This is a genomic window from Rhizobium deserti (genome assembly GCF_004358025.1).
In the GTDB taxonomy this organism is placed as follows: Bacteria; Pseudomonadota; Alphaproteobacteria; order Rhizobiales; family Rhizobiaceae; genus Neorhizobium; species Neorhizobium deserti.
On the sequence record NZ_SMTL01000001.1, the window covers coordinates 1,007,837 to 1,033,190 of the forward strand.

Here is a 25,354-nt window from a genome sequence, read left to right on the forward strand (position 1 = left end):
CTGCTGTTAACAGGAAATTAACCGTATCTACCGGCAGTTCGCCAATCATTCCGGACGATTAGAATCAAGTTTTTGCTGTTATGGTTAATTCGCCGAGCATCAGGACGCGGTGCGGTGAACACCGGCGGCACCAGGAACGGTGATTCGCGGTCAGCGGCTGGCGACACTGACGGGGCGGGCAGCCGCTTCCTTGCGGCGGCGGCGAACGGACGGCGACAACTTGCGGGAAACCTGATCCGCCGATAGCCGTGCAATTTCGCTGGTATCGATTGGCCTGGAGAAGACATAGCCCTGCACCAGATCAGCAAATTGGTGCTGGTTGATGAGGGCAAGTTGCTCCCTTGTCTCCACTCCTTCCAGCACAATCTTCATGCCCAGCCCGCGCGACAGCTGAACAATGCCATTCAGCAGCTTCAGCTTGCGACTGTCTTCCGTAATGTTGGTTACGAAGGCGCGGTCGATCTTCAACACGTCAACTGGCAGGGAATCAAGATAGCTAAGGCTGGAAAACCCGGTCCCGAAGTCATCGATGGCAATTGTTACTCCGCTTGCGCGCAAGGCGTTGAGCACCCCGCTGATGACCACCGGCTCGTCCATGAAACAGCTCTCCGTCACCTCGAGATGAAGGCGGGTCGGCTGAAGTGAATGGCGCTCCAACACCTCCGCGACGTAAGCAACGAGGTCATCATTGCGCAGGTCAGCAATGGAAAGATTGACGGATACGGCCGTCAGTCCGGACCAGGCGACACAGTCGCGACAGGCACGATCAAGGACGAAACGTGTAATCCACGATACCAGGCCCATCTTTTCCGCCATCGGGATGAAGATGTTCGGCCCAATCCATCCGCGCTCCGGATGAGCCCATCGCACCAGCGCTTCGCAGCACTCCATGTGGGAACCGTCCGGGCGGTACATCGGCTGGTAGACAACCATGAGGTCATGGTTGTCGATCGCCAGGCGAAGATCGGCCATCAGGCTCTGCTCCGCAACATAGAGCTCATCCATTTCCGGGCGGAACAGGGTCAGAGTGCCATTACCGCTCGACTTGGCGTCGTTAAGGGCAAGGTCTGCCTTGATCTGCCATGCTTCCATGTCGAAATCTTCGGTCGGGAGGATGACGCATCCGCCATTCAAGGAAACGCTCAGCTCTCTTCCATCGAAGAGATATCTTCCTTGAACCCGGACATGGATGCTGCGCAGACGCTGTTCCATGTCGCTGATATCGCTGCCTCCCGTCACGAGAAGGATGAACTCGTCCCCTACCAGCCGCCCGACCAACATACCATCGCCGGCAAGACTGGAAATCCTTGAGGCGATCGCGGCGAGCAAGCCGTCGCCAACCAGGTGACCCTGCATGTCGTTAACGTGCTTGAAACCATCGACATCGAGGATCAGCAAACCGGCAAGACCGTTCGGCATTGCAGCTTGCGCTCTCGCTAGCGCGCATTCGCCGAAATAGCCGCGGTTCGGGAGGCCCGTCAGGGAATCATAGCGCACCATATGGAGGATCTTGTCTTCGGCAGCGACGCGAGCGCTGACATCTTCGAAGATCATGACGACGCCGCCGTCCGCTCGATAGCTGACGGAAAATTCCAGGCAACGGGCGGCGTCAAGCCGAAGCAGGACCTTGCCGGCAGGACCGGCCGGCAGCGATGCAATCTTGTTCAGGATTTCGTCCGAAAGCGATCCTGCACTTTCTTTCACGGCAGTCGAAAACGGCGACCCCTTGATACCCTTGCGGCTGTCGAGATCCAGGAGGTCAAAGGCTCGCCGATTGATCACCTGGATCTGGCCATCGGCGTCGACCATGACCAGTGCGTGCGCCGTGGTGTTCAGCGCAATATCGAGCTGGTCGCCGATTTTCACCATTTCCTTGGATGCTACGACGTTCTCGTAGAGAAATTCCCTCACTCCAGTCGCCATAGCTTGGGTGGTCAGGCCGAACGGGATAAGCAGCAGGGACATCAACATCAACGGCACATCGCCGCTTGCAAAGCATCCGAGAATGATCGGCAGGCAGCAGCCCACCGTCTGCAGCGCAACCGCACGCGCTGATCCGTAATTGCGCCCAACGATAGAGACCATGGACGCCATGGTGACGGCAATGCACATAAAGGCCGCCGCCATGTCCTGCAAAACCGCTACCGCATAAGCGCTCGCAAGGCCAAGCAGAAATGCGGTCAGCGCAGCGCCATAAACATAGCGCTTCTCCCAATTCTGGATTTCCTTCCGAGTTAGTAACGCTCGGTCGACAAGATCAAACTGGTGGAACCCGTAGAGCCGGTAGGAGAAGACCGCCGCAAACACGACAATGAGAAGCAGGAAAAAGACGGACTCGGTATTGGCGTAGATGATTGCGCAAGACAGGATGTGGACAACCATGCCCGTGAAGAGCGTGCCGCGATTGCCGAACAAGGACGTGACGAAAGACAGATAGACATCTGTCGGAACCGTCCTTGCTTCGACTTCCTTCATCGGGTTCAATCCCTCGTTACTTGCGGCGACAGTGGGCGAAAACTCTTTAAGAATTACTTGTGCTTAGGATGGATACCCCCTGTTTCAGGGGGACCGGTGAAAACGTGGGAAACCAATACTGGGCATCATGACTAGAATTTTCGTAAAACACATCAGGCTTTTTGAGGAATGCCGAGGCCCGGCTTCTGAAAGCCTTGTGCAGCAGGCGGTTTAAGCGGGTTTAAGCACTTTCTTTTTTTCGATCCCTGGGTTACATGGCCAACAGGACGAGCGGGATGAAGGAGACCCGTTTTACTTGGGGGATCCATGTCAGCTTTGTTGAAGTTCAGCGGCATCATCGACCGCATCAGCGAGATCATCGGTAAGTTTGCAGGTTATCTTGTACTCGCCTGCTGCCTGATCAGCGCCGGCAACGCCTGCATTCGCTATCTCTTCAATTACAGCTCAAACGGCTGGCTCGAGATTCAATGGTATCTTTTCGCCTTCATCGTGCTGTTGGGCGCATCCCATACGCTCCGCCTGAACGAACACGTGCGTGTCGACCTCGTCTATGGTGCCGTTTCGGACAGGGCGCGCTTATGGATCGACGCCATCGGCCTGGTGGCTTTCCTCATTCCCGCATGCCTCTATCTCGCCTGGCTTTCCTGGCCCTTCTTCTCCATGTCCTACATGCAGGGCGAAATATCCTCCAATGCCGGCGGCCTGATCCGCTGGCCGGTCAAGCTGATCATCGTGGCGGGCTTCGTGCTCCTGGCGCTGCAGGGCCTGTCGGAGCTGATCAAGCGTATCGCGGGGCTGACCGGCGCCCTTCAGGTGAACACGGCCTATGAGAAGCCGCTGCAATAACAACGACAAGACGATCTGGGGGATCTGTCGCTCATGTTTGAATATGGCATAATGCCGCCGGCAATGTTCCTGGGCATGATCATTTTCATGCTCTACGGCTTTCCGGTTGCCTTCTCGCTTTCGGCCGTTGGTCTCTTCTTCGGGCTGCTCGGCATCGCCACCGGTCACTTCGACTTCGGCTTCATGCAGGCGCTGCCCTTGCGAATATTCGGCATCGTTTCCAATGACCTGCTGCTCGCCATTCCCTTCTTCACCTTCATGGGCGCCGTTCTGGAACGTTGCGGCCTGGCGGAGGACCTGCTGGAAGGCACCGGCAAGCTGTTCGGCGCCATCCCGGGCGGCCTCGCCTATGCCGTCATCCTGGTCGGCGCCATTCTCGGCGCCATCACCGGCACGGTGGCCGCCTCGGTCATCACCATGGGTGTGATCTCCCTGCCGATCATGCTGAAATACGGCTATAATCCACGGCTTGCCACTGGCGTCATCGCCGCCTCCGGCACGATTACCCAGGTCATCCCGCCGTCGCTCGTTCTGATCGTGCTCGCCGACCAGCTCGGCCGCTCCGTCGGCGACATGTATCTCGGCGCCATCGGTCCTTCCATCCTGCAGGTCGTCATCTTCCTTCTGTTCATCCTCGCCATGTCCATCTTCAGGCCCCAGGACGTGCCGGCGCTTCCGCCCGAAGCCCGTGGCGAGATGAACATGGCGCTCGTTGGCCGCGTTCTCTGGGGCATGGTCCCTTCGATCGTGCTGATCTTTCTGGTGCTCGGCACGATCTTCATGGGTCTGGCAACGCCGACCGAAGCCGGCGCACTCGGCGTCGTCGGTGCCATGGTGCTCGCCGCCCTGCATGGCCGCCTCACCTGGGATCTCATCCGTCAGGGCATGCATTCCACCATGACGATCACGTCCATGGTCGTCTTCATCCTTGTCGGAGCGACCTGCTTCAGCCTGGTTTTTCAGGGCATGGACGGCGGCTTGTGGATCGAATACCTGCTCAAGCACGTGCCGGGCGGCGTGGTCGGCTTCCTGATCTTCGTCAATATCTTCATCTTCTTCCTTGCCTTCTTCCTCGATTTCTTCGAGATCGCCTTCATCGTCCTGCCCATGCTGGCGCCGGTCGCAAGCGCGCTTGGCATCGACCTCATCTGGTTCGGCGTCCTGCTTTGCGTCAACATGCAGACGAGCTTCATGCATCCGCCCTTCGGCTTCGCGCTCTTCTACCTGCGCTCCATCGCGCCGAAGACGGTCAAGACCCGTGACATCTATATTGGCGCCATTCCATGGCTTGGCATGCAGCTGATTCTGGTGGCGATCATCATCTTCTGGCCGCAGTCGGTGACCTATTGGCTGGACAAGGCGCCGGATGTCGACCTCAACACGATCAAGATCGAGGTTCCGGGCTTCGGCAACGGACTGGGGAATGGCGGCAACAACAATCAGATGCCGAATTTCGGCCTGCCCTCTCTGGACGGCATACCCGGTCAAGGCGGCAATCAGCCAGGCCAGCCGGCGCAACCAGGTCAGCAGGCTCCGGGGCTTCCCGGCATGCCGAATTTCGGGGAGCCGCCGAAGATCAATCCGTGATCCGATGAGGCGCGAGTTCCCCTTGTAGCCAAACAAAAACCCGGAGCCTTGGCTCCGGGTTTTCTATGCGCTCAACTGATACGACTGCTTACAGCTTGCCGTTGCGTTGCTGGATCATCATGAATGTATCGAACGTATATTCCGAGAGCTGCATCCACAGATAACCCTCCTTCTTGAAGGCGACCTGGTCCTCGTAGATCTTCTTGAAGTCGGCATTCGTCGCCGAAATTTCCTTGTAGACCTCGAGCGAGGCATTGTAGCAGGCCTCCAGGATGTCCTGGCTGAACGGCCGCAAAGTGGTCCCCTGCGAAACGATCTGCTTGATCGCTGTCGGGTTCTTCAGGTCGTATTTCGCCATCATGTTGACATTGGCATAGGCACAGGCATCGGTCAGCGCCGCCTGGTAGGCCTTCGGCAGGCTGTTCCATTTTTCAAGGTTGACCAACGAGTGGATGGCGAGCCCGCCTTCCCAGAAGGCCGGATAGTAATAGTACTTGGCGACCTTGTAGAAGCCGAGCTTGTAGTCGTCATAGGGTCCGATCCACTCGGCCGCATCGATCGTGCCTTTTTCCAAGGCCGGATAGATGTCGCCGCCGGCGATCTGCTGGGGAACGGCACCGAGCTTTTCCAGCACGCGGCCGGCGATCCCGGCGATGCGCATCTTGACGCCCTTGAAGTCGTCGACCGTATTGATCTCCTTGCGGAACCAGCCGCCCATCTGGGCGCCGGTATTACCCGCCAGCAGGCCATAAACATTGTGCTTGGCGAAGAACTCGTTCATCAGCGTATTGCCATTGCCCTGGTAGAACCAGGCATTGGTCAGGCGCGCGTTCAGGCCGAAGGGGATGGCGCTGCCGATCGCGAAGGTCGGATCCTTGCCCACGAAATAATAGGAGCAGGTATGGGCCATCTCCACCGTGCTGTTGGTGACCGCGTCCAGCGCCTGCAGACCCGGAACGATTTCGCCGGCAGCAAAGGGCTGGATGGTGAAGTTGCCGTCCGTTGCGGCCGCCACATGTTTGACGACATCGTCCGCACCGCCATAGATCGTGTCCAGGGACTTGGGGAATGACGAGGTCAGCCGCCACGTGATCTTAGGGTTGGACTGCGCGATGGCGGGTGCTGCAAGCGCAGTTGCCGCCGCAGCGCCGGCGCCGGTAACGGCTGCCTTTTTAAAGAATGAACGACGATCCATGCATAACCTCCCATGATGACTTACCGTGGGCTCCTGCTTCCCAATCCCGCGGTTCAGCCGAGGTAACCATGTTGGACAAGGGCTTGCAAGCGGTCGCCTCATATTCTCGAACGCCGGGCTCCCGTTGCGCCTTATACTTTCGTCGCTCCGCCGTTGTCATTCCTTCCTTGAACCAGCCGAAGACAGCTGCGGGTCCGAGCCACGAGCTCGGAAGGATGCCGATTGCGGTGAAGCTTGACTTGGAGGGGCTCGCGGCGCGAAAACGGAGTAGTCCAGCTTGTCTTGCCGTCGGAGATTGCATGCCGAAACCGATAGTCGCCCTTCCCGCCGATATCCGCGAAATCGACGGTGCCGTTTGGCACGCTGCTCCCAATCAATACCTGCAGGCGGCGCTGAAGGTGGCCGAGGTGATGACGTTCATCGTGCCGGCCTTCGAGGACGGAACAGAGATCGATGCGGTGCTTGACCGTGTCGACGGCGTCCTGATTTCCGGCTCCGCAACCAATGTCCATCCCTCACTCTATGGCCGGCAGGCGAAGGAGGCGGATGGCCCTTTCGACCCGGCACGTGATGCAACATCGTTGCCGCTGATCCAGCGGGCGATTGATCGCGGTATCCCGCTTCTGGCCATCTGCCGCGGCATCCAGGAGCTTAACGTAGCGCTTGGCGGTACGCTCGCCAGCGAAATCCAGGATCAGCCGGGCATGTGGGACCACCGCAAGCCCAATGTGCCGGAGCGGGATCACATGTATGCGATCCGCCAACCGGTTTTTGTTCAGGAAGGCTCCTGCATCGCCAACTACCTCGGGCTTTCGGGCAAGATCCAGGTAAATTCGCTGCATCGCCAGGCGATCGCCCAGACCGCGCCACGCCTTAAGGTGGAGGCAACTGCGGAAGACGGCACGATCGAGGCCGTGTCGGTCATCGACGCCCGCAATTTTGCGGTCGGCGTGCAGTGGCATCCGGAATATTGGGCGGAAACCGATACGGTCTCCCGCGCCCTTTTTCATGCTTTTGGAGATGCCGTGCGCACTTATGCCGGCCGCGGAACCCGCAGCGAGGCTGCGGCCTGAGCCGAGATCAGTTGCGGGGCTGGTAAAGTCCGGTCGATTGGCGGATGCGCATTTCCGGCTTGATCAGATGAATCCCGTCAGGCTCATGGCTGCCGGCGAGCCGATCGAGCAGCGCCCGCGCAGCCAATCTGCCGACATCCGCCTGCCCGTTCGAAACCGTCGTCAGCGACGGCGTCGCGATCGAGGCCTCTTGGAGGTCGTCATAGCCGGTCACCGAAATGTCCTGACCAGGCACCAGGCCTGCGCGGGCAATGCCGTTCATCAAGCCGATTGCGACGAGATCGTTCCAGCAAACCGCAGCGGTCGGCTTCTGCGGCAGCGACAGGAAGTTGACGGCCGCCTCGAAGCCGCCCTGCATGGTGCGCGGACCCGGAATGCGCAGGTCCGGATCAACCTCGATGCCGGCCTTGCGCAGCGCGTTTACATATCCCTGATAGCGGTCGCGGCCCGTTGAGGTCTGATCGGTTCCGCCGATCATCGCGATAACCTTGTGGCCGAGGCCGATCAGGTGGTTGGTAGCGAGCGAAATGCCATAGCTGTCATCGCCGCGATAAGTAGGCAGATCGACGCCATCCATGGAACGGGCAACGAGAATGGCCGGCATGCCATTCTGTTCGGCGAGCTTCACATCTTCGATCGGGGTTCCGATGGCCGGTGACATGATCACTCCATCGCCGCCGAGTTGCAGCAGCGTCTCAATGAAGGTTCGCTGCTTTTCGACTGAATCGTAATGGTTGGAAAGGATGAAGGTATGCCGGCTGCGGTCGAGCTCGCTTTCGATCGCCTTCAAGATCTCGCCGTAGAACGGGTTCATGATATCGTGCACCACGACGCCGATAATGCCGGAGCGGGAGGTGCGCAGGCTCGCCGCGCGCCGGTTGTAGATGTAGCCGAGAGTGCGCGCCTGTTCCTTGATCTTTTCCCTGGTATCGGCGGCAACCAGAGGACTATCCCGCAACGCAAGGGAAATCGTGGCCGTGGAAAGACCGAGGCTCTCGGCAATTGTCGACAACTTGATCTTCTGAACCATGTCTCCCCCAAGTCCACAAGCATCATCCCGGGATGCCGATTTAAACTTGAAATAAACAATTTAATTGAATGCGACAATCCTGTGACGGCACTTTTCAGTCGTCGAGGGAATCCTGATCCTCTTCCTGAGCCGGCTGGAGGTTTTGCTCGACGAGCTTCAAAAGCTTGAGAAGCGTTCGCACTTCCTTGTCGGACAGGCCCCTGGCCGCCTGCTCGCCACATTCGGATACGGAGCGGCCGATCTGTTCCACTGTCTTCAGTCCGTTATGGGTCAGAAAAACCTTGGTCAGACGTCCGTCTGTTTCATCGGCCCGGCGCTCGAGGAAGCCCTGCGCCTCCATTCGGCCGATCGTGCGTGTCATGGTGGGCGCCTTCACCCCCAGCCGCAGGGCCAGTTGTCCCGGCGTCATGCCCTCTTCTTCGGCGAGCGCTAGGATGACGCCATCCTGGCCGGCATAGAGACCGCTTTCACCGAGACTGCGCGTCAGCGCGGTCCGCATGGACCGGGCGGCATGGGTGATCGTCGGTGCAAGATCGACCACGGAAAGGCCGGCATGATCTTTCTTCTTGCCCGGCTTGGCTTTCTTGTCGCCCTTTTTCTTGCTCATCGACTCCGCCTGTTTTGCCCCATGACGTAAGGCGCTATATCTGTGCGGCGCTATCCTTATAGAAACCCGGAAACCGCCGCCAGTGCCGCATCCTCTGCCCGACTATCATGACAATGATCTTACACTTCCATCCACAGGAAGACGCGATTGGATCGCGGTCCTGCCTTTGGGGGCGCATGAGCAGCACGGCCCACACCTACCCTTCGAAACCGATGCACTGATCGCTGCCGGTCTGGTGTCACGCTTGAAAGCCGCCATGCCGGCCGCCCTCCCCGTCACCTTCCTGCCGGTGGAACCGGTGGGTTATTCGGTCGAGCACATGGATGTCGCCGGCACCAGGACCCTCGCCTTTGACGAGGCGGTATCCCGCTGGCTGGGGCTTGCCAAGGAGCTTCACGGCAATGGCATCCAAAAGCTGGTGCTTCTCAATGCCCATGGCGGCAATTCTCCACTTCTGACCGTGGTCGCGACCGAGGCGAGGATCCGGTTCGGCATGCTGGTTGTTACGACCAGCTGGACCCGCTTTGGCCAGCCCGAAGGGTGGATCACACCCGAACAAAAGGCCATAGACATCCATGGCGGGGATATCGAGACCTCCGTTATGCTGGCCCTGTGGCCGGACAAGGTGGATATGACGAAGGCGGAAAACTTCTCTTCGCGGCAGACGGAATTTGTCAGCACGTTCCGGCACCTGCGTGCCTACGGCCCGCATGCGTTCGGCTGGAAGATGTCGGACCTCAACGAGAAGGGCGTCGCCGGCAATGCCGCAGCCGCCACCGTCGAACGCGGCGAGGCCCTGGTCGCTTATGCCGTGAGAGGCATGATCGAATTGCTGGAGGACGTGGCGAGGTTTGATGTTGAGACATTATGGTAGCGCAAAGCTACACACTTAGTCATAATGGGCTACAGGAGAATAGCTATGACGCTGAACATCCGCAATGAGGAAGCAGATCTGCTTGCGCGGGAACTGGCGCGGATCGACGGTATATCGATCACCGATGCCGTTATTTCCGCTCTCAAGGAAACCATCGGAAAGCGGATCGAGCAGGAAACGCCTCGGGACACTGCCAAGCGGATCCTTGCTCGCCGAGGCCTGGCGTTCAACCAGGACCGTGAGGCCGTGGATGGCGAAGCCTATCATGACCTTGATCATGACCTTTCTGGCAAGCCGTAATGTTTGTAGATGCCTGCGCAATCATTTCCTTGATGGCCAACGAACAGACTGCCGAATCCTATGAACAAGCCTTGTCGATCGCCGACACGCCATTCACGTCGCCACTTGCCGCGTGGGAGGCTATTATCGTCCTGTCCCGGCCCGACCAGTTGAACTGCCGATATAGTGAGGCTCAAGGCGCCGTTGTAGAATGGCTCGATGCCCGTAGCATTGGAATTTGTGAGCTGGGTTCGCCTCGCGACATCCTGAGCCACGCAGTAGCCGTTGCCGAAAAATATGGAATAGGTCGCCGCTATCTCAGCAATTTCGACTGCTTCCATTATGCAACGGCAAGAGTGGCTGGTCAGCCACTCCTGACCCTGGACGAGCTTCTTCGCCAAACGGATGCCGACACTCGTCCCTAGATACGATGTGATCTTATAACATTCAAAACCCTTTGAACTCGGTTCGGCTTCCGCTTATATGAGGCGGACAAGCTTCCGCGCCCTCAGGCGCTCCACATCCTTCGAGGTTCCCTTATGACCGAAGCAAAGACCGAAGCAGCCACACCTAGGCCAGTGCCCGTCACGGTGCTCACCGGCTATCTCGGCGCCGGCAAGACGACGCTGCTCAACCGCATCCTGTCCGAAAGCCACGGCAAGAAATATGCCGTCATTGTCAACGAATTCGGCGAAATTGGCATCGACAACGACCTGATCGTGGAATCGGACGAAGAAATCTACGAAATGAATAACGGCTGCGTCTGCTGCACCGTGCGCGGCGACCTGATCCGTGTCGTTGAGGGGCTGATGCGCCGCCCCGGCCGCTTCGACGGTATCATCGTCGAGACCACCGGACTTGCCGATCCGGTCCCGGTTGCGCAAACCTTCTTCATGGACGACGACGTGCGCGCCAAGACTGAGCTCGATGCGGTCGTCGCCCTCGTCGATGCCAAGCATCTGCCGCTGCGCCTCAAGGACAGCCGCGAAGCGGAAGACCAGATCGCCTTTGCCGATGTCGTCGTCATCAACAAGACCGACCTGGTGACGCCGGAAGAACTGGCCGTCATCGAAGACGTCGTGCGCGCCATCAATCCGACTGCCCGCGTCTACAAGACCAGCCGTTCGGGTGTCGATCTTGCCCGCGTGCTCGATCAGGGTGCCTTCAACCTGGAGCGCGCACTGGAAAACGATCCGCATTTCCTCGATCACGGGCATGAGGGCCATGTTTGTGGTCCCGATTGCGACCATGATCACAGCCATGACCACCATGCGCACGACCATCATGACCACGGGCATGATCATCACCACGGTGCAATGTCGCCGATCCATGATGTGACGGTGAAGTCGATATCGCTGCGCGGCGGTGAAATGAACCCCGAGCGCTTCTTCCCCTGGATCCAGAAGATCACCCAGACGGACGGTCCTAGCATCCTGCGGCTCAAGGGCATTATTGCCTTCAAGGGCGACGAGGAGCGCTACGTCGTTCAAGGCGTCCACATGATCGTCGAGGGCGATCACCAGCGTCCTTGGAAAGATGGCGAGAAGCGCGAAAGCCGTCTCGTCTTCATCGGCCGCGACCTGGACGTCCAGAAGATCGAGCAGAGCTTCAAGGCCTGCCAGGCGAATGTGACGACCGCCGCCTGATGCCGACAGTTGCACCGCTTGATCTCGAAGGCCATGTCGTCGCCGCGCATTTTCTCGGCGACGTCCCTTTCTTTGCGACCGCTGCCGGCTCGATCCACCGTCTGGACGGCGGCGAGAAGGTTACCGAGGCCCATGAAGGCCTGCTGACCTGTATTCGCGATCCCTTCAGCGACACGCTGATCTCCGGCGGTGAAGACGGCAAAGTCCTTCGCGTCGGCCATGATGGCACGGCGACCGTGCTTGCAGAAGCGCCACGCAAATGGATTAGCGTGGTGGCCGGCGGCCCCCAGGGTGCTGTAGCCTGGGCGCAAGGCAAGTCGAGCTTCGTGCGCACCAGCGACGGCGCGGTCAAGGAATTCACGGAAAACCGCAGCGTCGAAGGCATCGCCTTTGCATCCAAGGGCCTGCGCATCGCCGCCGCGCGGTACAATGGCGTTTCGCTGCACTGGGTCGGCACCAATGCGCCGCCCGTGGATCTCGATTGGAAAGGCGCCCATACGGGTGTGACCTTTTCTCCAGACAATCGGTTCCTTGTCACCATGATGCAGGAAAACGCGTTGCATGGCTGGAAGCTGGACGGCAAGCCCGGCGAAAACCGCCATATGCGGATGACCGGCTACCCGGCCAAGGTGAAGTCCATGTCATGGTCGGCCAAGGGCAAGTGGCTCGCATCGTCCGGCGCCCCGGCCGCTATCGTTTGGCCGTTTTCGGCCAAGGACGGTCCAATGGGAAAGGCGCCTCAAGAGCTTGGGACGCGTGCCGACATCATGGTGACGCAGGTCGCCTTCCACCCGACCGACGAGGTTCTGGCGATCGGCTTCATTGACGGCATGATCCTCGGCGTGCGGATGGCCGACGGCAAGGAAGCGCTGCTGCGCCGCCCCGGAAAAGGCGGCATCACCGGCATGAGCTGGAGCGCCAGCGGCAGATTGCTGGCCTTTGCTTCCGAAGCGGGCGATTGCGGCGTGGTGGATATTTCTGCCTGACGGGCGGTGCGATCCGGCGCCCGTTGCTTCAGGCTGCTTTCGCCGCCTCGACGAAAACATCGACGCCGTCGCGGCCATCGCGTTTGCGACGGTATAGAGCCTGATCTGCCTTGTGCAGCATGGCGTCCAGAAATTGCGGTCGATCGCCCCGCGCCGCCTGGCCGAGCGCAACGCCAATACTCAGCGTCGGCCGCGCACAGTGAATATCCTCGAGCTGCATCATCGCAGCGGCGAATTCCTGCCGGATCTGATCCGCAATATGTGCCGCCTCTTCGGCGGTCCGTTCGCTTAGCACGACCAGAAATTCGTCACCGCCGTGGCGCGCAATGAGCTCCCCTGGCCCCACCGCTCGACGGGCGGCGTCGGCAAACGCTTGAAGCACCTTGTCGCCCATGGCATGACCGCAGCTGTCGTTCAACTGCTTGAAGTGGTCGAGATCCACCAGCAGCAGGGCCAGCGGCTTCTCGGCAGCACGGTCAAAGGCACGGGCAACGCCGGTCCGGTTCAGAAGCCCCGTCAGCGGATCATGATGAGCGGCGTTCTCCAGCTGAACCTTGGTGCGTTCCGTCGCCATCATCATGATCACCATGCACCGGAGGGTCAAAAGCAGCATGGCGACGAGGCCCAGCGACGCATGGAGTTGGTCGCCACCCTGGAACAGTGGCCCGGGGCCGAGGCTGCCCCACAGACCCATCAATGAGCGCGCGCCGTAGAGCGTCGCAGTGAGCGCGAAGAGGCCGGAAGCAAGGCTGGCGGAATAAAGCTTTTCCTCCTGCGCCAAGCGCCGGGTCTCCCAGGCGACGAACATGTCGAACAGCGCGCAAAGGGCCGAGGCTAAAACAATCCGGGCTACGGCCTGGCCGGGATCCGTCAGAACGAACAGGAAGGGCAAAGCCGGCACGGTAGCCACCAGGCCGATGGCCCACGGCTTCATGATCCGCCCGCTGAAGTCCCGGATTGCCACCGGCAGGAGGGCACAGCCGACCAAAGTCAAGCCATTGGCGATCTGCACCGTGAGTAGATCCGGCGCGATGCCGCGCAGCACGATCAGGCAGGAGGCGACACCCAGCAGGCAGTTGTTGACGCTCCACCAAGCCAGCCAGCGGCCAAACCGGCCGGTGGTGAACGCAGCGCCTTGGATGACGCCGAGAATCAGGCAGGCCACTGCTGTCATTGCGTAAATGGTGCGCAGATCGAACGCCATCGCCTTTTCCCTTTGGTCGGCGGCGATTTTACACCACGTGTTCTTTCCGATTGGTATGCGCCCTGCGTAGAATGCGATAGAAAATCATTTCCTGCGCATCCGCTCTACGGCTCCCTGTACTTCATCGATCCGCTCGGTAATTGCGCTGTGCGCACCGACCCGTCATAAGGCGAAAGAGCGGCGTTGATGCCCCAATGGAGAGTTCCGATGATACCCTGGTCGCTGATCGATACCGCGAAAGTACCCGGCGGCAGCGACGAACTGCGCCTGAAGCAGCGCGGCTCGGAATTCTCAATCATGCTTGGCACCAATGAGTTGATGAACAGCCGCCTCAGCGGTTCGGAGGAAGCGCTGGCCCATCTTTCCTGGGAAAAGATCCGCGGTCGGCCCAAGCCGAAGCTGCTGATCGGTGGCCTCGGCATGGGGTTCACGCTTCGCGCCGCGCTTGCCGAACTGCCGGATGATGCCAGCGTGGTGGTGGCTGAACTTGTGCCGGCCGTCATTTCCTGGGCGCGCGGGCCGATGGCGGAAGTCTTCAGAGGCAGCCTTGAAGACCCGCGCGTGAGTATCCGGGAAGGCGATGTTGGCGGTGTCATTCGCGCAGGAGCCAACAGCTACGACGCGATCCTGCTGGACGTTGATAACGGTCCCGAGGCGCTGACCCGCGCCGAAAACGACCAGATCTACGATCTCGGTGGATTAAGGGCTGCAAGCACGGCCTTGCGCCCTGGAGGCGTCCTTTCCGTCTGGTCTTCCGCGTCTGACGCGCAGTTCACCCGCCGGCTGCAGGCCGCCGGCTTTGCTGCCGAAGAAGTCAAGGTCAGGGCCAACGGCAAGCGCGGCGGCGCCCGCCATACGATATGGCTTGCCTGCAAGAGACAGGCCTGAGGCGATCAAGCCCTCCGGATCACGCTGATGATCTCGGCGAGCAGGTTGTGCAGGTCGTCCCGGTACCCGCTGCGCGCCGAAGGGCCGCTATCGGCCGAGGTCATCACGACGGTCAGCCCGAGCGACGGCACGATATACACCATCTGGCCGCCATAGCCCCAGCCGAACTTGACCTCCTCGCCGCCGATCGAGCGCATGAACCATCCATAGCCGTAGCCATCGCCTGAGAACCGCGATTGGGTGCGCGGCACCCAGGACTGTTCGATCCAGCTTTCCGAGACGACCTGCTTTCCCGCAACTGTCTTGCCGCCATTTCGGTAAAGCTCGCCGAAGGCCAGCAGCGACCGAGGCGTCATCGCCATTTGGTTGCCGCCAAGGTAAATGCCTTGCGGATCGCGCTCCCAGGAGGTGATTCTGAAACCCTCGACCGGCGCCAACCATTCCTGTGCAAGAGCCAATGTCGGCTTCTTTCCTACCCGCGTCAGGATTGCGGAAAGGAGATGGGTCGAAGCGGTAGAATAAAGCATGTCAGCGCCTGGATCGGCATCGAAAGGCTCCGACAGGGCGAAGCGAACCCAGTTCCGGCTCGATACCCAACGCCCGTAGTTCGGGCCGGACATGCGTGACAAGCCCGCCTGCATGGAAAGCAGGTTGCCGATGGTGATCTCGTGAATGCGCGGGTCGGAATTGGCGGGCAGGTGGACTTTGAGGATTGGGGCGATCTTCTGGTCCACCCCTCCAAGCAGTTTTCGGTCTATGGCTATCCCAACCAGCGCGGAAATGATCGACTTGGAGGCCGACTTGATATTGGTTGCGCCATTCAGGGCATGGCCATTGAAAGCCCGTTCGGCCAGCATCTGGCCATTGCGCGTAACAAGCACGACCTTCAGTGGCTCAAGCTCGCCGGCACCGTCGAGCACTGTCTTCAGCGTTACCGGCGGTTGCGGAACACCCTGCGCCAAGGAGCGGACGGCGGTTAAAGCGAATGGCACGGAAAGCAGGGCGGTGCGGCGTGTAATCATCTGTCGGGAAATATAGCCCGGATCATCCGGAAATAGGGCGGGAGCTTAAGCCTCACGCCAAAATGATGGGTCGTGAAACGGAAATGGCCGCTGCATCGAATGCAGCGGCCATTTCAAAACACACTTGAACGGAATTGACCGTTACTTGTTCATATCCGTGGCCATCTTGAGATGGTGCTCGAGAGCCGGCGTGGTCTTTGCAGCCCAGGCCTTCAGCTCGGCATTCTCGCCTTCGGCGCCATAGCGCTTGAACAGATCGACGGCATCTTCATGCACGTCTTCCTGGTCGGAATGATACTGCTTGTTGAAGTCGTCGCCCTGCAGGCCCTTGAGCTTGTCGAGCATGCTCTGGTACTTTTCCGGCATCGCTGCCGGGATTGTCGCCTTGACCTTGCCACCATCGATCATCTGCTTCATTTCCATCGAAGTCTTGGTGTGATCGGTGATCATCTGCTGCGCGAAGGTCTTCGTAGCCGGGTCAGCACGCTCGACAGCAAGCTTGCTCGATTCGATTTCGAACATGTCGCTACCCGCTGCCTCCATGACGAAATCTTCGGTCTTCGGTGCAACGCCGATCAGGGAGTTCACGCCGGTCTTTTCTGCGGCCGACTGGGCCATAACGGACGTGGATGTCGCCGCGAGAAAAATCGCAGCTGCCAAAGCTAGTTTGTTCATTGAGGTCTCCTTTGTGATGAGGCCAGAACGAACAAGGCATGCCTCTGTTCCATTTGAGGAACAGGATGCTACAAATTTCATCAGAATGTCAAAAACGAACTAGGCGAATGCCACTTCCAGATGCTGCCTGTCGTGGGCGATCACCTTACAATTGGTTTCGAACCCTTCTCCTTTGATGGCGAGCACAAATTCCGGAGGAATGCCGATTGCATTCGAGACCGCCAGGCCCGCACTGTCGCTGCCGAGCGTCCTGATCGTGCAGTCCATGGTCGAGCGGCGATTGTTGAAGATGATCGCCCCCGCCTTGAGCACCCGCCGACGTGCGCCAGTTGGATGATCAGCCTGAACGGTGTTCCAGGACATGCACCGGTTCCGGCCAGCATGTTTGGCCTGATACATGGCGGCATCCGCCTGCGCCAGAAGGGTTTCGATCTCCTTGCCGACAATGGAGAGCGAGGTGATGCCGAAGCTGGCCGTCACTTTTATGATGCCATGCTCGCTCGGGATCTCAAGGGCCGCGACACGCTCCCGCACTTTCTCCGCGACCGCGATTGCATCCTGGCGATCCACATGCGGGAGGATGATTGCAAATTCCTCACCGCCTAATCGGCCGAGCAGATCTCCTGCCCGCAGAGTAGCCTTGCATGCCGCGACCACGGCTTTCAGAACCTGGTCCCCGACGGCATGCCCGTAGCTGTCATTGACGTTCTTAAAATGGTCAATGTCCAAGGCAATGCAGGATAGATCGTGCTGATGGCGCCGAGCCAGCGAAATGAACTGTTCTGCCTCCTTCTTGAAGGCCCGGCGCGTCATGGCGCCGGTAAGACTGTCGGTGGCCGCCGATTCCAGCAGTTCTATCCGATCCATGCAGGCGCCAGCCAGCTCTTGGAGGATAACGACATCACGGCTGCTGAACGACCGGGGCCGGCGATCGATGGCGCACACGGTTCCGACGGTAAACCCGTCGCGCGTCTTGAGCGGCATGCCGGCATAGAAGCGGACATGATCCGGACCTGTGACCGCCGGATGAGCGGAAAAGTAGCTATCTTTGGTGGTGTCTTGAATAATGATTGCATCTTCGCATTCGATGACGCGCCTGCAGAACGTGTCCTGGCGTGGCATTTCCTCGATGGCAAAGCCAGAGCAGGCCTTGTACCACTGACGATGCGCATCGATGAGCGAGACAATGCCGATGTCGACCGTGAAGATCTCCTTGATCAGCCGCACGATCCGTTCGAAGCCTTCGTCCTTCGGGCTGTCAAGAATATCCAGTCGCTCCAGCGCAGCCAGGCGGGCTGTTTCCCGCTGAGCCTCAAGGGATGACTTCCCGAATATTCTTGCCGTCGGCATTTCCACTCCTTGCCCTAAGAATGGTGGCAATCATGCAGTCGATTAATTAATTTAGAATTTATTGAACAACGGCCCGGCAAGGCGCCGGCCGCCGCTGGTCGCGATGCCGAGGCGCGTGTCCTATGAAAGCGAAGGCCGGAGGGGAGCTCTCAACACTGCAGCTTGAACCACTGGCTTTGACTGCTGTCGTTCTTGCGCAATCCAAGACACTCGGAACTCCGGCGGATGCGGGCCGTTCTCACCCACTGCCGCTGGAGTCTCGTCTTGATCATCGTGCACCACCTGAACAACAGCCGCTCGCAACGCATCCTGTGGATGCTGGAAGAGCTTGCACTGCCCTATGACTTGCGTCTCTACCAGCGCAACTCGGCCACCATGCTGGCGCCGCCGGAACTGAAGCAGGTACATCCGCTCGGCAAATCACCGATGATCCAAGACATGGGCGGGTCCGGCGGCGCTGAGGTCACATTGGTGGAAACCGGCGCAATTTGCGAATATCTCGTCGACAAGTCCAACGGCCGCCTCGGCGCGCCCAACGACAGGATCGGCGCGCTGCGCTACAGACAGTTCCTGCATTATGCCGAGGGCTCGGTCATGCCACCGCTGTTCGCAAAGCTGGTTGTCAGCCGTGTACCGATGATCGGCAAGTTCGCGGCAAGCAAGGTGCAGCCGATGATCGATGTGCATCTCGATTATATCGAACAGGAACTGTCCGGCCGCGCCTGGTTTGCCGGCGAGGCGCTGACGGCCGCCGACATCATGATGAGCTTTCCGCTGGAAGCTGCCAGCAGCCGGGCCGGCCTCGATGGAAGCCGCCCGGCAACAATCGCCTGGCTCGAAAAGATCCACGCCCGCCCCGCCTATCAGGCGGCGCTTGCCAAGGGCGGTGAATATGCATTCGTCAAGCCGAGAGGAAAGTGACCTGCCGATATTGTGAATGATACCGATACCCGTCTGCCTTATCGGCGAGCGGGTAATGGGCAGATCATCGAAGGCCATGCCTTCCGGCAATACCGATGTCAGGCGAGCTTGCGTCCGCTGGGAACGATCATGCCCGCAGCATCCTGGAGCCAGCCTGTTTTCAACTCCAGCCCGAGAAAGCGCGCACGCTCGAACGGCCCAGGCATAACAAGATGCCGGACCTTGTCGGCAAAGAAGCCGAAGCGCTCATAATATGCCGCATCACCGACTAGCAGCACGGCACCATGACCGCGGTTTTTGGCTTCGGTGATCGCCGTGCGCATCAAGGCTCCCCCGATGCCTTTGCCCTCGTGGGCGCCATCCACCGCCAACGGACCGAGCAGCAAGGCGTCGATCGGCTGGCCCTCAAGCGTAATGCCGGCCTCGACGTTCCAGAGACGGACGGTGCCGATGACATGGCCATCCTCATCGCGCGCGACCAGAGCCAGGCCTTCGGCCGGCAGGCGGTTGCGGCGGATCTGCTCCGACGACTTCTTGCGTCGATCCGCGCCCATGGCACGATCGAGCAGGTTTTCGCGCGCAACGACGTCAGCCGGCGTTTCGGCATCTATGGTGAAAGTGGAGCTGTGCGCAAAGAATGCGCGTACAGTGTCAAGCACAGTGGCCATCTTGGCCTCCCGTTACCCAAAACCGTTCAAGGCGGCACTGCGGAAAATTGTGAATTTGCCGCCCCGACTGGTTACGGGGCCGGCGGCATTGGAAGTCTCAGATCACGTAGGCCTTCAGCGGATCGAAGCCGTTGAAGGCGACGGCCGAATAGGTCGTCGTATAGGCGCCGGTACCTTCGATCAGAACCTCGTCGCCGATCGAAAGCGAGATCGGCAGCGGGTACATGTTCTTCTCGTACATCACGTCAGCCGAATCGCAGGTCGGACCGGCCAGGACGCAGGGCTCCATTTCGTCGCCGTCGCGCGTCGTGCGGATCGGGTAGCGGATCGCCTCGTCCATGGTTTCGGCGAGACCGCCGAACTTGCCGATGTCGAGGAAGACCCAGCGATGGTTGTCATTGTCCGACTTCTTCGAGACAAGCACGACTTCCGCCTTGATGACGCCGGCATTGCCGACCATGCCGCGACCCGGCTCGATGATTGTCTTGGGCAGGTTGTTGCCGAAATGCTTGCGCAGCGAAGCGAAGATCGCCTGACCGTATTCCTCGGCCTTCGGCACGTCGCGCAGATACTTGGTCGGAAAACCGCCGCCCATATTGACCATCTGCAGGACGATGCCCTGCTTCGCCAACTGGCCGAAGACGCGCTTGGCATCGGCAAGAGCCGCATCCCAGGCATCGACCTTGGTCATCTGCGAACCGACATGGAAGGACACGCCGTAGGATTCCAGGCCCAGCTGGTGAGCATAGACGAGAACGTCGACGGCCATCTGCGGCACGCAGCCGAACTTGCGCGACAGCGGCCATTCGGCGCCTTCGCCATCGGTCAGGACGCGGCAGAATACCTTGGCGCCCGGAGCGGCGCGTGAGATCTTCTCGACTTCCTCATGGCTGTCGACGGCATAGAGACCGACACCGAGCGCAAAGGCGCGGGCGACATCACGCTCCTTCTTGATTGTATTGCCAAAGGAGATGCGATCAGCGGAAGCGCCGGCATCGAGAGCCATCTGGATTTCGGCCACCGAAGCGCAATCGAAGTTGGAACCCATGGAAGCGAGCAGCTTCAGGATCGCCGGCTCCGGATTGGCCTTGACCGCATAATAGATCGCGCTGTCCGGCAGGGCATGACGGAAAGCCGAATAATTGTCGCGCACGACGTCGAGATCGACAACAAGATACGGTCCTTCGGGACGCTGCGTCTTGATGAAGTCAAGGATGCGGGCAGTGGTCATGGTCAGTCCCTTCGAATCTCTAGGCTCCGGCTGTGAACCGGAGGACAAAGGACGGATGAACATGCGCCAGGACCAGTCGGTGGAGACACTGGTACCTTGACACGCTCAAACGCGCGGTAAGTGGATCAACGTTCCGCCAAGAACAAGGATCCGGCTTTGTCTGCCATGGATTGGAGGGGGACCCCTACCGCACTTCCGGCAATGATGGTGTGCCTCTTCAGTAACCCCCGCTGATGGAAAGCAGGGAGAGAACAAAAAGGCCCGCACCGTCGTTGCTTCAGATGTCCTCGCATTTCCCGGATGGCCGGAATAGCGACTGGAGGGGTTAGTTCCAGGTACCTTACCGATGACCTCACCAAATAGAGGGTCGGCGGACACCCACGGGCACGTGCGACTTTGGGCTGCACGGGAGATAAGAATATTCGCCGTCATAATCAAGTGGTTTTTTCCGGCGGGAAGAAAATTCGCGTTGCACATCCGCATAGCTTCGGCCAACTAGGTTTCAGCCGCCATTTAGGGGATCACCTTGGACACACTCACCCGCATGCGTGCCTTCATCGACGTCGTCGAAGCCGAAGGCTTTTCGGCTGCGGCACGGCGCACCGGCCGCTCCAAGGCGCTTCTGTCGAAATATGTGCGGGAACTCGAGGATGATCTCGGCGCGCTGCTCTTGAACCGCACCACTCGGCAATTCTCGATGACGGAGGCCGGCCATACCTATTACCGCACCGCTGCCGATATTCTCAAGGAGATCGACAGCCTGGCGGACCTGGTGCGCGAGAATAATACCGATCTCAAGGGCAAGCTGCGGATCTCCGCACCCCGCACCTTCATCGACGCCGATGTCGGCCAGTCAATGATCGATTTCGCCAAGGCGCATCCGGATGTTTCGCTGGAGATCGTGGCGGAGGATCGGTTCGTCGATCTGATCGAGGAAAATTTCGACCTCGCCATCCGCATCACCAAGCTCGAAGATTCGGGCATGATCGCCAAGAAGCTTTCCGATTTCCGTGTCTATGCGGTGGCCACGCCGGACCTGGTCGCCAAATACGGCCCCCTCAATCATCCGCAGGATCTCAGCCGCACACCCTTCATCATCGACACCAATTCCCGCTGGCACAACAATGTGCGCTTCGTCGACGGCGGCTCCACCTTGTCCGTACCCGTCAGCGGCCCGATCGAGGTAAACAGCCCGCAAGCCACATTGCGCGCCGCCCGCGCCGGGCTCGGCGTCGCCATCATTCCGGACTTCATCGCCCAGGCCTCCATCCAGTCGGGCGAACTGGTCACCCTCTTTGACGAGTATATCATCAAGGACCGCGGCATCTATGCAGTCTATCCGCATCGCCGCTACCTGCCGGCGAAGGTCAGAAGCTTCGTCGATTTCCTCGCCAGCTGGTTTCGCAAGCAGCTGCCGTCCTAAGCGGATCTGCCGGACCGGGTCGAAATTCCGTCCCAATTGCGCTGCAGAGCAGGCTTGGGACGAACCGGGAGCCTGACGGGCGGATGCGATACAGATTTGCAATTATGGCTGCCCTTGCGGCCGCATGCACGCCGCTGCCGGCACTTGCCCATCCGCATATATTTGCCGAGGCGCGGCTTGAGATCGTCGGCGGCCCGGACGGCAATGTCGAGGAACTACAGAATGTCTGGCGCTTCGACGAGGTGTTTTCCTCCAGCGTGCTTCTGGATTTCGACAAGAATACCGATCTGAAACTGGACAGCGCGGAACTTGCCGAGCTTGGCGAAACCATGCGCACCTCGCTCGGCGACTACCATTACTTCACGACGATCACGCTCGATGGCGCAGTCATCGGCATTACCAAGCCGGATGCTATCCACGTCTCACTGCAGGATAACCAGTTGATGGTCATCTTCGCGGTGAAGCCGGTCAAGCCTATACCGCTGAAGGGCAGGCTCACATTCGGCATCTATGACCCGTCGATGTACACGTCGATCGATTTCCCCACCGACGGCGACCTGATCGTCAAGGGCGCGGCCTTCGCCAAATGCCAGCACAAGGTGGTTCGGCCGGATCCTGATGAAGTGCTGTCGCAAAACAGCGCCTCGCTGACCGATGCCTTCTTCAATGACCCGACCGGCACCGACATGACCAAGCTGTTTGCCACCCGCATGGAAGTGACATGCTGACCAAGCGCTGCGACCTGCCTCGCATTGCACTCGCCGCCATGTTGATCGGCTGTCTCGCCGCCGGATCGGCGCTTGCACAGTCTCCGCTCGGCGTCGGCTCGGCGGAGCCCGCCTTCTCCATCGGCGGCCCGCTCGGCCCCTTCTTTGCCTGGATCAATGCTCATCAGCAGGCTTTCTATCGGGCACTGACCGGTTCCCTTAAGGCCATGCGAGAAGATCCCTACGCCTTATCCGGCCTGATCGGTCTTTCCTTTGCCTATGGCGTCTTCCACGCTGCTGGACCCGGCCATGGCAAGGCAGTCATCTCCTCCTACATGATCGCCAATGAGATCGAGTTGAAGCGCGGCGTGACGATCTCCTTCATCTCTGCGCTGCTGCAGGGAATGGTGGCGATCCTGTTGGTCGGCGTCGCCTATGTCCTTTTGCGTGGATCCGGAATCACGATGACGGAGGCCACACAGGCGATGGAGATCACCAGCTTTGCCATGGTCGCCCTGTTCGGTGCCTGGCTGCTGGTCAAGAAGATCCGCGCGCTCCGAATGCGCATGGTCCCGTCGCCGGCAATGACGACCTCGCCGGCATTCGAGACACCTTCTGCCATGCGCCTGTCGTCCGGGCGCGTGTCGAACAGCTTGAACTTCCGCGCCATCGAGATCGACGACCACGACGCCACTGGCGACGACGGTTACTGCGAAACCTGCGGCGTCAGCCACATGCCCGATCCCACGGCCCTCGGGAAGCAGGATTTCAGCCTGCGCGAAGCCTGGTCGGCGATCCTGGCTGTTGGCCTTCGCCCCTGTTCAGGCGCCATCCTGGTGATGAGTTTCGCACTGCTGAACGGGCTTTATCTCGGCGGCATCCTGTCGGTGCTGGCCATGTCGCTGGGCACTGCGATCACCGTGACAATCCTTGCCACCCTTGCGGTGACCGCCAAGGATCTGGCGCTTCGCATGGCTGGTCCGCAATCGCGCAAGGGACGGCGCCTCGGCCATGCAATCGAGATCGGCGGGGCACTGTTCGTGCTGCTTGTCGGCCTGTCGCTGCTTGGCGCGGTACTGCAGGCTTGATGATCGACGGCCTACATGCGCAGATGTAAGTCCGCCATCTGCAAGAGTTAGCGCAAGCATGGGACCAGTTGACCCTCCGCAGCAAAAGCCACAGCCTGCACTTAGATATCGTTTCGCAGGCATGATGGCAGTCGCCACCGCAATGGCAACGAGCTTAATCCTGGGCCGTCTCGCCGGCGGAAGCCTGGTCGCAGATTGGCAGCCAGTGTGGGCTTGGCTGTTCTGGATGGGCCTGCAGTCGGGATGCATCATTCTTGAACTTGGCCGTCAATGCCTCGTCGAGACCGCTTCCTTTTACCGGAAAGGCATATCAGGCCGATTGAGGAGGCTGCGCGTCAAGGCAAGACGAAAGTGGATGAGTGGCCAAAGCAATCAGGATCGTCGCAGGGTCGAGGCTCTGGCCCGCTCTCTTCGCCATAGTGCTCGCCCTTATCTTCGTGCCAAATGATCTCGGCATCCCGGTACTAGCGACTACTGTCATCTTATTTTTGGCTTGGCTTGTCTTTCCGTATTACCGAGAAGCACCGGATCACCTCATGCGCAGCATCGTCTCCAGCGCCTTCTTCGGGTTCACGATGGGCTATTTTGCTTACTAGGCGGCAGCCCTCTTCAGCGCTTATGACGCTGCTGATACCGAGCCCTGAGCCAGAAGACGAGAAAGAAGGACAGCAGCAGCGCCGCGCCGACCGCAAAGCCAAGCGCCGGCGAGAAATTGCCGATCCAGAGCACGATCGCCGGCAGGAAATAGATCACCAGTGCCGCACCGGCGAGAATGATTGCGGCCGCGATGGCCGGCGATCTGTTTTCCGGGCTCATCGGCTCCCACCTTGCAAAATCTCGGTGCGGATATCCTCCAGCCGCCGCTTTTGCTGACCTTTGTCGTCGAAATTGTCAGGTGACAGCCAGGCTTCAAAGGCCTTGCCGACGGCGGGCCATTCGCTGTCGATCATCGAGAACCAGGCCGTGTCCCGATTGGCGCCCTTGGAAATCATGTGCTGACGGAAGACGCCTTCGAATGTGAAGCCGTAGCGCCTGGCCGTTACCTTGCTCGGCTCGTTGTCGTTATGACATTTCCATTCGTAGCGGCGATATCCGAGATCTTCAAAGACATGCCTGGCCATCAGGTAGTGCAGCTCCGTCGACATCGGCGACCGCTTCATGGCCGCCCCGTGGGCAACCGAGCCGACCTCGACCACGCCGTTCTTGGGATCAGGCCGCATATAGCTTGCCATGCCGACAATTTTGCCCGTCGCTTTGTCGCGGGCAACAAGCGTGACGAAGTTCGAGGCCACCCGCGCATTGTCGAGCCATGCGCCGAACTCCTGCGCCGAGGCATATTCCTCGTTGGGGAAGTATCGGATCAACTCGTTGATACCGGTACTTCCGAGCGCCTCCCACAGGTCGGCCAGATGCAGTTCGGGCGTGTAGGGTTCGAGCGTCACAAACCGGCCTTCCAGGGTAACCGGACTAGGGGCAGCAACGTGGTAGTTTTTCAGATCGCGCATGACAGCCTCGAGAAGGACGTCAGAGGCTTAGGCCAGCACGGCTGCAAAGGCAACGGGAGATGGACTGCTACTAA

General features: G+C 59.7%; 26 protein-coding genes. 14 read left to right on the forward strand and 12 right to left on the reverse strand.

Translation table 11 applies throughout. From position 1 onward, the window contains the following. Nucleotides 1-150: 150 nt before the first annotated feature. Nucleotides 151-2,475: a putative bifunctional diguanylate cyclase/phosphodiesterase gene (locus tag E2F50_RS04830; RefSeq protein WP_133314887.1), complete on the reverse strand. Its 2,325-nt coding sequence runs from the start codon at nucleotides 2,473-2,475 to the stop codon at nucleotides 151-153. Between the two features lie 306 nt (nucleotides 2,476-2,781). Between E2F50_RS04830 and E2F50_RS04835 the strand changes: the two genes are divergently transcribed. Further along, complete coding sequence (locus E2F50_RS04835) at nucleotides 2,782-3,321, forward strand: TRAP transporter small permease subunit (RefSeq protein WP_133314888.1); 540 nt, start codon at nucleotides 2,782-2,784, stop codon at nucleotides 3,319-3,321. Nucleotides 3,322-3,354: 33 nt separating this feature from the next. Then, nucleotides 3,355-4,908 (forward strand): TRAP transporter large permease, encoded by a 1,554-nt coding sequence (locus E2F50_RS04840; RefSeq protein WP_133314889.1) that lies wholly within the window; start codon nucleotides 3,355-3,357, stop codon nucleotides 4,906-4,908. Nucleotides 4,909-4,996: 88 nt separating this feature from the next. Here E2F50_RS04840 and E2F50_RS04845 read toward each other — a convergent pair whose 3' ends face one another. Continuing rightward, on the reverse strand, nucleotides 4,997-6,103 hold the full coding sequence (locus E2F50_RS04845) for a TRAP transporter substrate-binding protein (RefSeq protein ID WP_133314890.1): 1,107 nt from the start codon (nucleotides 6,101-6,103) through the stop codon (nucleotides 4,997-4,999). 299 nt (nucleotides 6,104-6,402) lie between these two features. Here E2F50_RS04845 and E2F50_RS04850 point away from each other — a divergent pair, with 299 nt between their 5' ends. Next, the gene (locus tag E2F50_RS04850) at nucleotides 6,403-7,176 is read left to right on the forward strand and encodes a gamma-glutamyl-gamma-aminobutyrate hydrolase family protein (RefSeq protein ID WP_133314891.1); all 774 of its coding nucleotides are present in this window, start codon (nucleotides 6,403-6,405) and stop codon (nucleotides 7,174-7,176) included. Between the two features lie 7 nt (nucleotides 7,177-7,183). On the opposite strand, the gene E2F50_RS04855 is transcribed toward E2F50_RS04850, so the two are convergent. Then, nucleotides 7,184-8,206: a LacI family DNA-binding transcriptional regulator gene (locus tag E2F50_RS04855; RefSeq protein WP_133314892.1), complete on the reverse strand. Its 1,023-nt coding sequence runs from the start codon at nucleotides 8,204-8,206 to the stop codon at nucleotides 7,184-7,186. A 94-nt stretch (nucleotides 8,207-8,300) separates the two neighbouring features. Continuing rightward, nucleotides 8,301-8,813: a MarR family winged helix-turn-helix transcriptional regulator gene (locus E2F50_RS04860; protein ID WP_133314893.1), complete on the reverse strand. Its 513-nt coding sequence runs from the start codon at nucleotides 8,811-8,813 to the stop codon at nucleotides 8,301-8,303. 82 nt (nucleotides 8,814-8,895) lie between these two features. Between E2F50_RS04860 and E2F50_RS04865 the strand changes: the two genes are divergently transcribed. The 5 genes from E2F50_RS04865 to E2F50_RS04885 all read left to right on the forward strand — a co-directional run bounded on the left by E2F50_RS04865 (nucleotide 8,896) and on the right by E2F50_RS04885 (nucleotide 12,598). Then, complete coding sequence (locus E2F50_RS04865) at nucleotides 8,896-9,687, forward strand: creatininase family protein (protein ID WP_133314894.1); 792 nt, start codon at nucleotides 8,896-8,898, stop codon at nucleotides 9,685-9,687. Nucleotides 9,688-9,732: 45 nt separating this feature from the next. After that, complete coding sequence (locus tag E2F50_RS04870; RefSeq protein WP_133314895.1) at nucleotides 9,733-9,987, forward strand: type II toxin-antitoxin system VapB family antitoxin; 255 nt, start codon at nucleotides 9,733-9,735, stop codon at nucleotides 9,985-9,987. Beyond that, nucleotides 9,987-10,391, forward strand: coding sequence for a type II toxin-antitoxin system VapC family toxin (locus tag E2F50_RS04875; protein WP_133314896.1), 405 nt, complete (start codon nucleotides 9,987-9,989; stop codon nucleotides 10,389-10,391). The genes E2F50_RS04870 and E2F50_RS04875 overlap by 1 nt, the downstream gene beginning before the upstream one ends. Nucleotides 10,392-10,505: 114 nt before the next feature. Beyond that, the gene (locus E2F50_RS04880; RefSeq protein ID WP_133314897.1) at nucleotides 10,506-11,612 is read left to right on the forward strand and encodes a CobW family GTP-binding protein; all 1,107 of its coding nucleotides are present in this window, start codon (nucleotides 10,506-10,508) and stop codon (nucleotides 11,610-11,612) included. Beyond that, a complete protein-coding gene (locus tag E2F50_RS04885; protein ID WP_133314898.1) occupies nucleotides 11,612-12,598 on the forward strand; it encodes a WD40 repeat domain-containing protein in 987 nt (328 codons plus the stop codon). The genes E2F50_RS04880 and E2F50_RS04885 overlap by 1 nt, the downstream gene beginning before the upstream one ends. Before the next feature lie 28 nt (nucleotides 12,599-12,626). Here E2F50_RS04885 and E2F50_RS04890 read toward each other — a convergent pair whose 3' ends face one another. Then, entirely contained in the window at nucleotides 12,627-13,802 is a 1,176-nt protein-coding gene (locus E2F50_RS04890) for a GGDEF domain-containing protein (RefSeq protein WP_133314899.1), read from the reverse strand. A 207-nt stretch (nucleotides 13,803-14,009) separates the two neighbouring features. On the opposite strand from E2F50_RS04890, the gene E2F50_RS04895 reads away from it, so the two are divergent. After that, nucleotides 14,010-14,690: a spermidine synthase gene (locus E2F50_RS04895; RefSeq protein ID WP_133314900.1), complete on the forward strand. Its 681-nt coding sequence runs from the start codon at nucleotides 14,010-14,012 to the stop codon at nucleotides 14,688-14,690. Nucleotides 14,691-14,695: 5 nt separating this feature from the next. Here the strand turns inward: E2F50_RS04895 and E2F50_RS04900 are convergent, their stop codons facing one another. From E2F50_RS04900 to E2F50_RS04910, 3 genes are all read right to left on the reverse strand, one after another. Continuing rightward, nucleotides 14,696-15,712 carry a serine hydrolase domain-containing protein gene (locus tag E2F50_RS04900; RefSeq protein WP_133314901.1) on the reverse strand — a complete coding sequence of 339 codons (1,017 nt, stop codon included), beginning with the start codon at nucleotides 15,710-15,712 and terminating at the stop codon, nucleotides 14,696-14,698. 141 nt (nucleotides 15,713-15,853) lie between these two features. Continuing rightward, nucleotides 15,854-16,387 carry a DUF4142 domain-containing protein gene (locus tag E2F50_RS04905; protein ID WP_133314902.1) on the reverse strand — a complete coding sequence of 178 codons (534 nt, stop codon included), beginning with the start codon at nucleotides 16,385-16,387 and terminating at the stop codon, nucleotides 15,854-15,856. Nucleotides 16,388-16,486: 99 nt separating this feature from the next. After that, nucleotides 16,487-17,737 carry a sensor domain-containing diguanylate cyclase gene (locus E2F50_RS04910; RefSeq protein ID WP_133314903.1) on the reverse strand — a complete coding sequence of 417 codons (1,251 nt, stop codon included), beginning with the start codon at nucleotides 17,735-17,737 and terminating at the stop codon, nucleotides 16,487-16,489. 264 nt (nucleotides 17,738-18,001) lie between these two features. On the opposite strand from E2F50_RS04910, the gene E2F50_RS04915 reads away from it, so the two are divergent. Beyond that, nucleotides 18,002-18,658, forward strand: coding sequence for a glutathione S-transferase family protein (locus E2F50_RS04915; protein WP_133314904.1), 657 nt, complete (start codon nucleotides 18,002-18,004; stop codon nucleotides 18,656-18,658). Nucleotides 18,659-18,756: 98 nt separating this feature from the next. Here the strand turns inward: E2F50_RS04915 and E2F50_RS04920 are convergent, their stop codons facing one another. Then, nucleotides 18,757-19,326, reverse strand: a complete 570-nt coding sequence (locus tag E2F50_RS04920) for a GNAT family N-acetyltransferase (RefSeq protein WP_133314905.1) — start codon at nucleotides 19,324-19,326, stop codon at nucleotides 18,757-18,759. A 97-nt stretch (nucleotides 19,327-19,423) separates the two neighbouring features. Then, on the reverse strand, nucleotides 19,424-20,557 hold the full coding sequence (gene odc2, locus E2F50_RS04925; protein ID WP_133314906.1) for an ornithine/lysine decarboxylase: 1,134 nt from the start codon (nucleotides 20,555-20,557) through the stop codon (nucleotides 19,424-19,426). Between the two features lie 526 nt (nucleotides 20,558-21,083). Between odc2 and E2F50_RS04930 the strand changes: the two genes are divergently transcribed. The 4 genes from E2F50_RS04930 (at nucleotide 21,084) to E2F50_RS04945 (ending at nucleotide 24,371) form a co-directional block, all read left to right on the forward strand. Beyond that, on the forward strand, nucleotides 21,084-21,980 hold the full coding sequence (locus E2F50_RS04930) for a LysR family transcriptional regulator (protein ID WP_133314907.1): 897 nt from the start codon (nucleotides 21,084-21,086) through the stop codon (nucleotides 21,978-21,980). 83 nt (nucleotides 21,981-22,063) lie between these two features. After that, the gene (locus E2F50_RS04935) at nucleotides 22,064-22,708 is read left to right on the forward strand and encodes a DUF1007 family protein (protein ID WP_133314908.1); all 645 of its coding nucleotides are present in this window, start codon (nucleotides 22,064-22,066) and stop codon (nucleotides 22,706-22,708) included. Next, nucleotides 22,702-23,775 (forward strand): nickel/cobalt transporter, encoded by a 1,074-nt coding sequence (locus tag E2F50_RS04940; RefSeq protein ID WP_133314909.1) that lies wholly within the window; start codon nucleotides 22,702-22,704, stop codon nucleotides 23,773-23,775. Before E2F50_RS04935 ends, E2F50_RS04940 begins: the two co-directional genes overlap by 7 nt. A gap of 359 nt (nucleotides 23,776-24,134) precedes the next feature. Further along, the gene (locus tag E2F50_RS04945) at nucleotides 24,135-24,371 is read left to right on the forward strand and encodes a hypothetical protein (RefSeq protein ID WP_133314910.1); all 237 of its coding nucleotides are present in this window, start codon (nucleotides 24,135-24,137) and stop codon (nucleotides 24,369-24,371) included. A gap of 13 nt (nucleotides 24,372-24,384) precedes the next feature. Here E2F50_RS04945 and E2F50_RS04950 read toward each other — a convergent pair whose 3' ends face one another. Together E2F50_RS04950 and E2F50_RS04955 are read right to left on the reverse strand one after the other, a co-directional pair. Continuing rightward, on the reverse strand, nucleotides 24,385-24,591 hold the full coding sequence (locus E2F50_RS04950; protein WP_133314911.1) for a hypothetical protein: 207 nt from the start codon (nucleotides 24,589-24,591) through the stop codon (nucleotides 24,385-24,387). Next, nucleotides 24,588-25,280 carry a GNAT family N-acetyltransferase gene (locus tag E2F50_RS04955; protein ID WP_133314912.1) on the reverse strand — a complete coding sequence of 231 codons (693 nt, stop codon included), beginning with the start codon at nucleotides 25,278-25,280 and terminating at the stop codon, nucleotides 24,588-24,590. The genes E2F50_RS04950 and E2F50_RS04955 overlap by 4 nt, the downstream gene beginning before the upstream one ends. Nucleotides 25,281-25,354 lie beyond the last annotated feature (74 nt).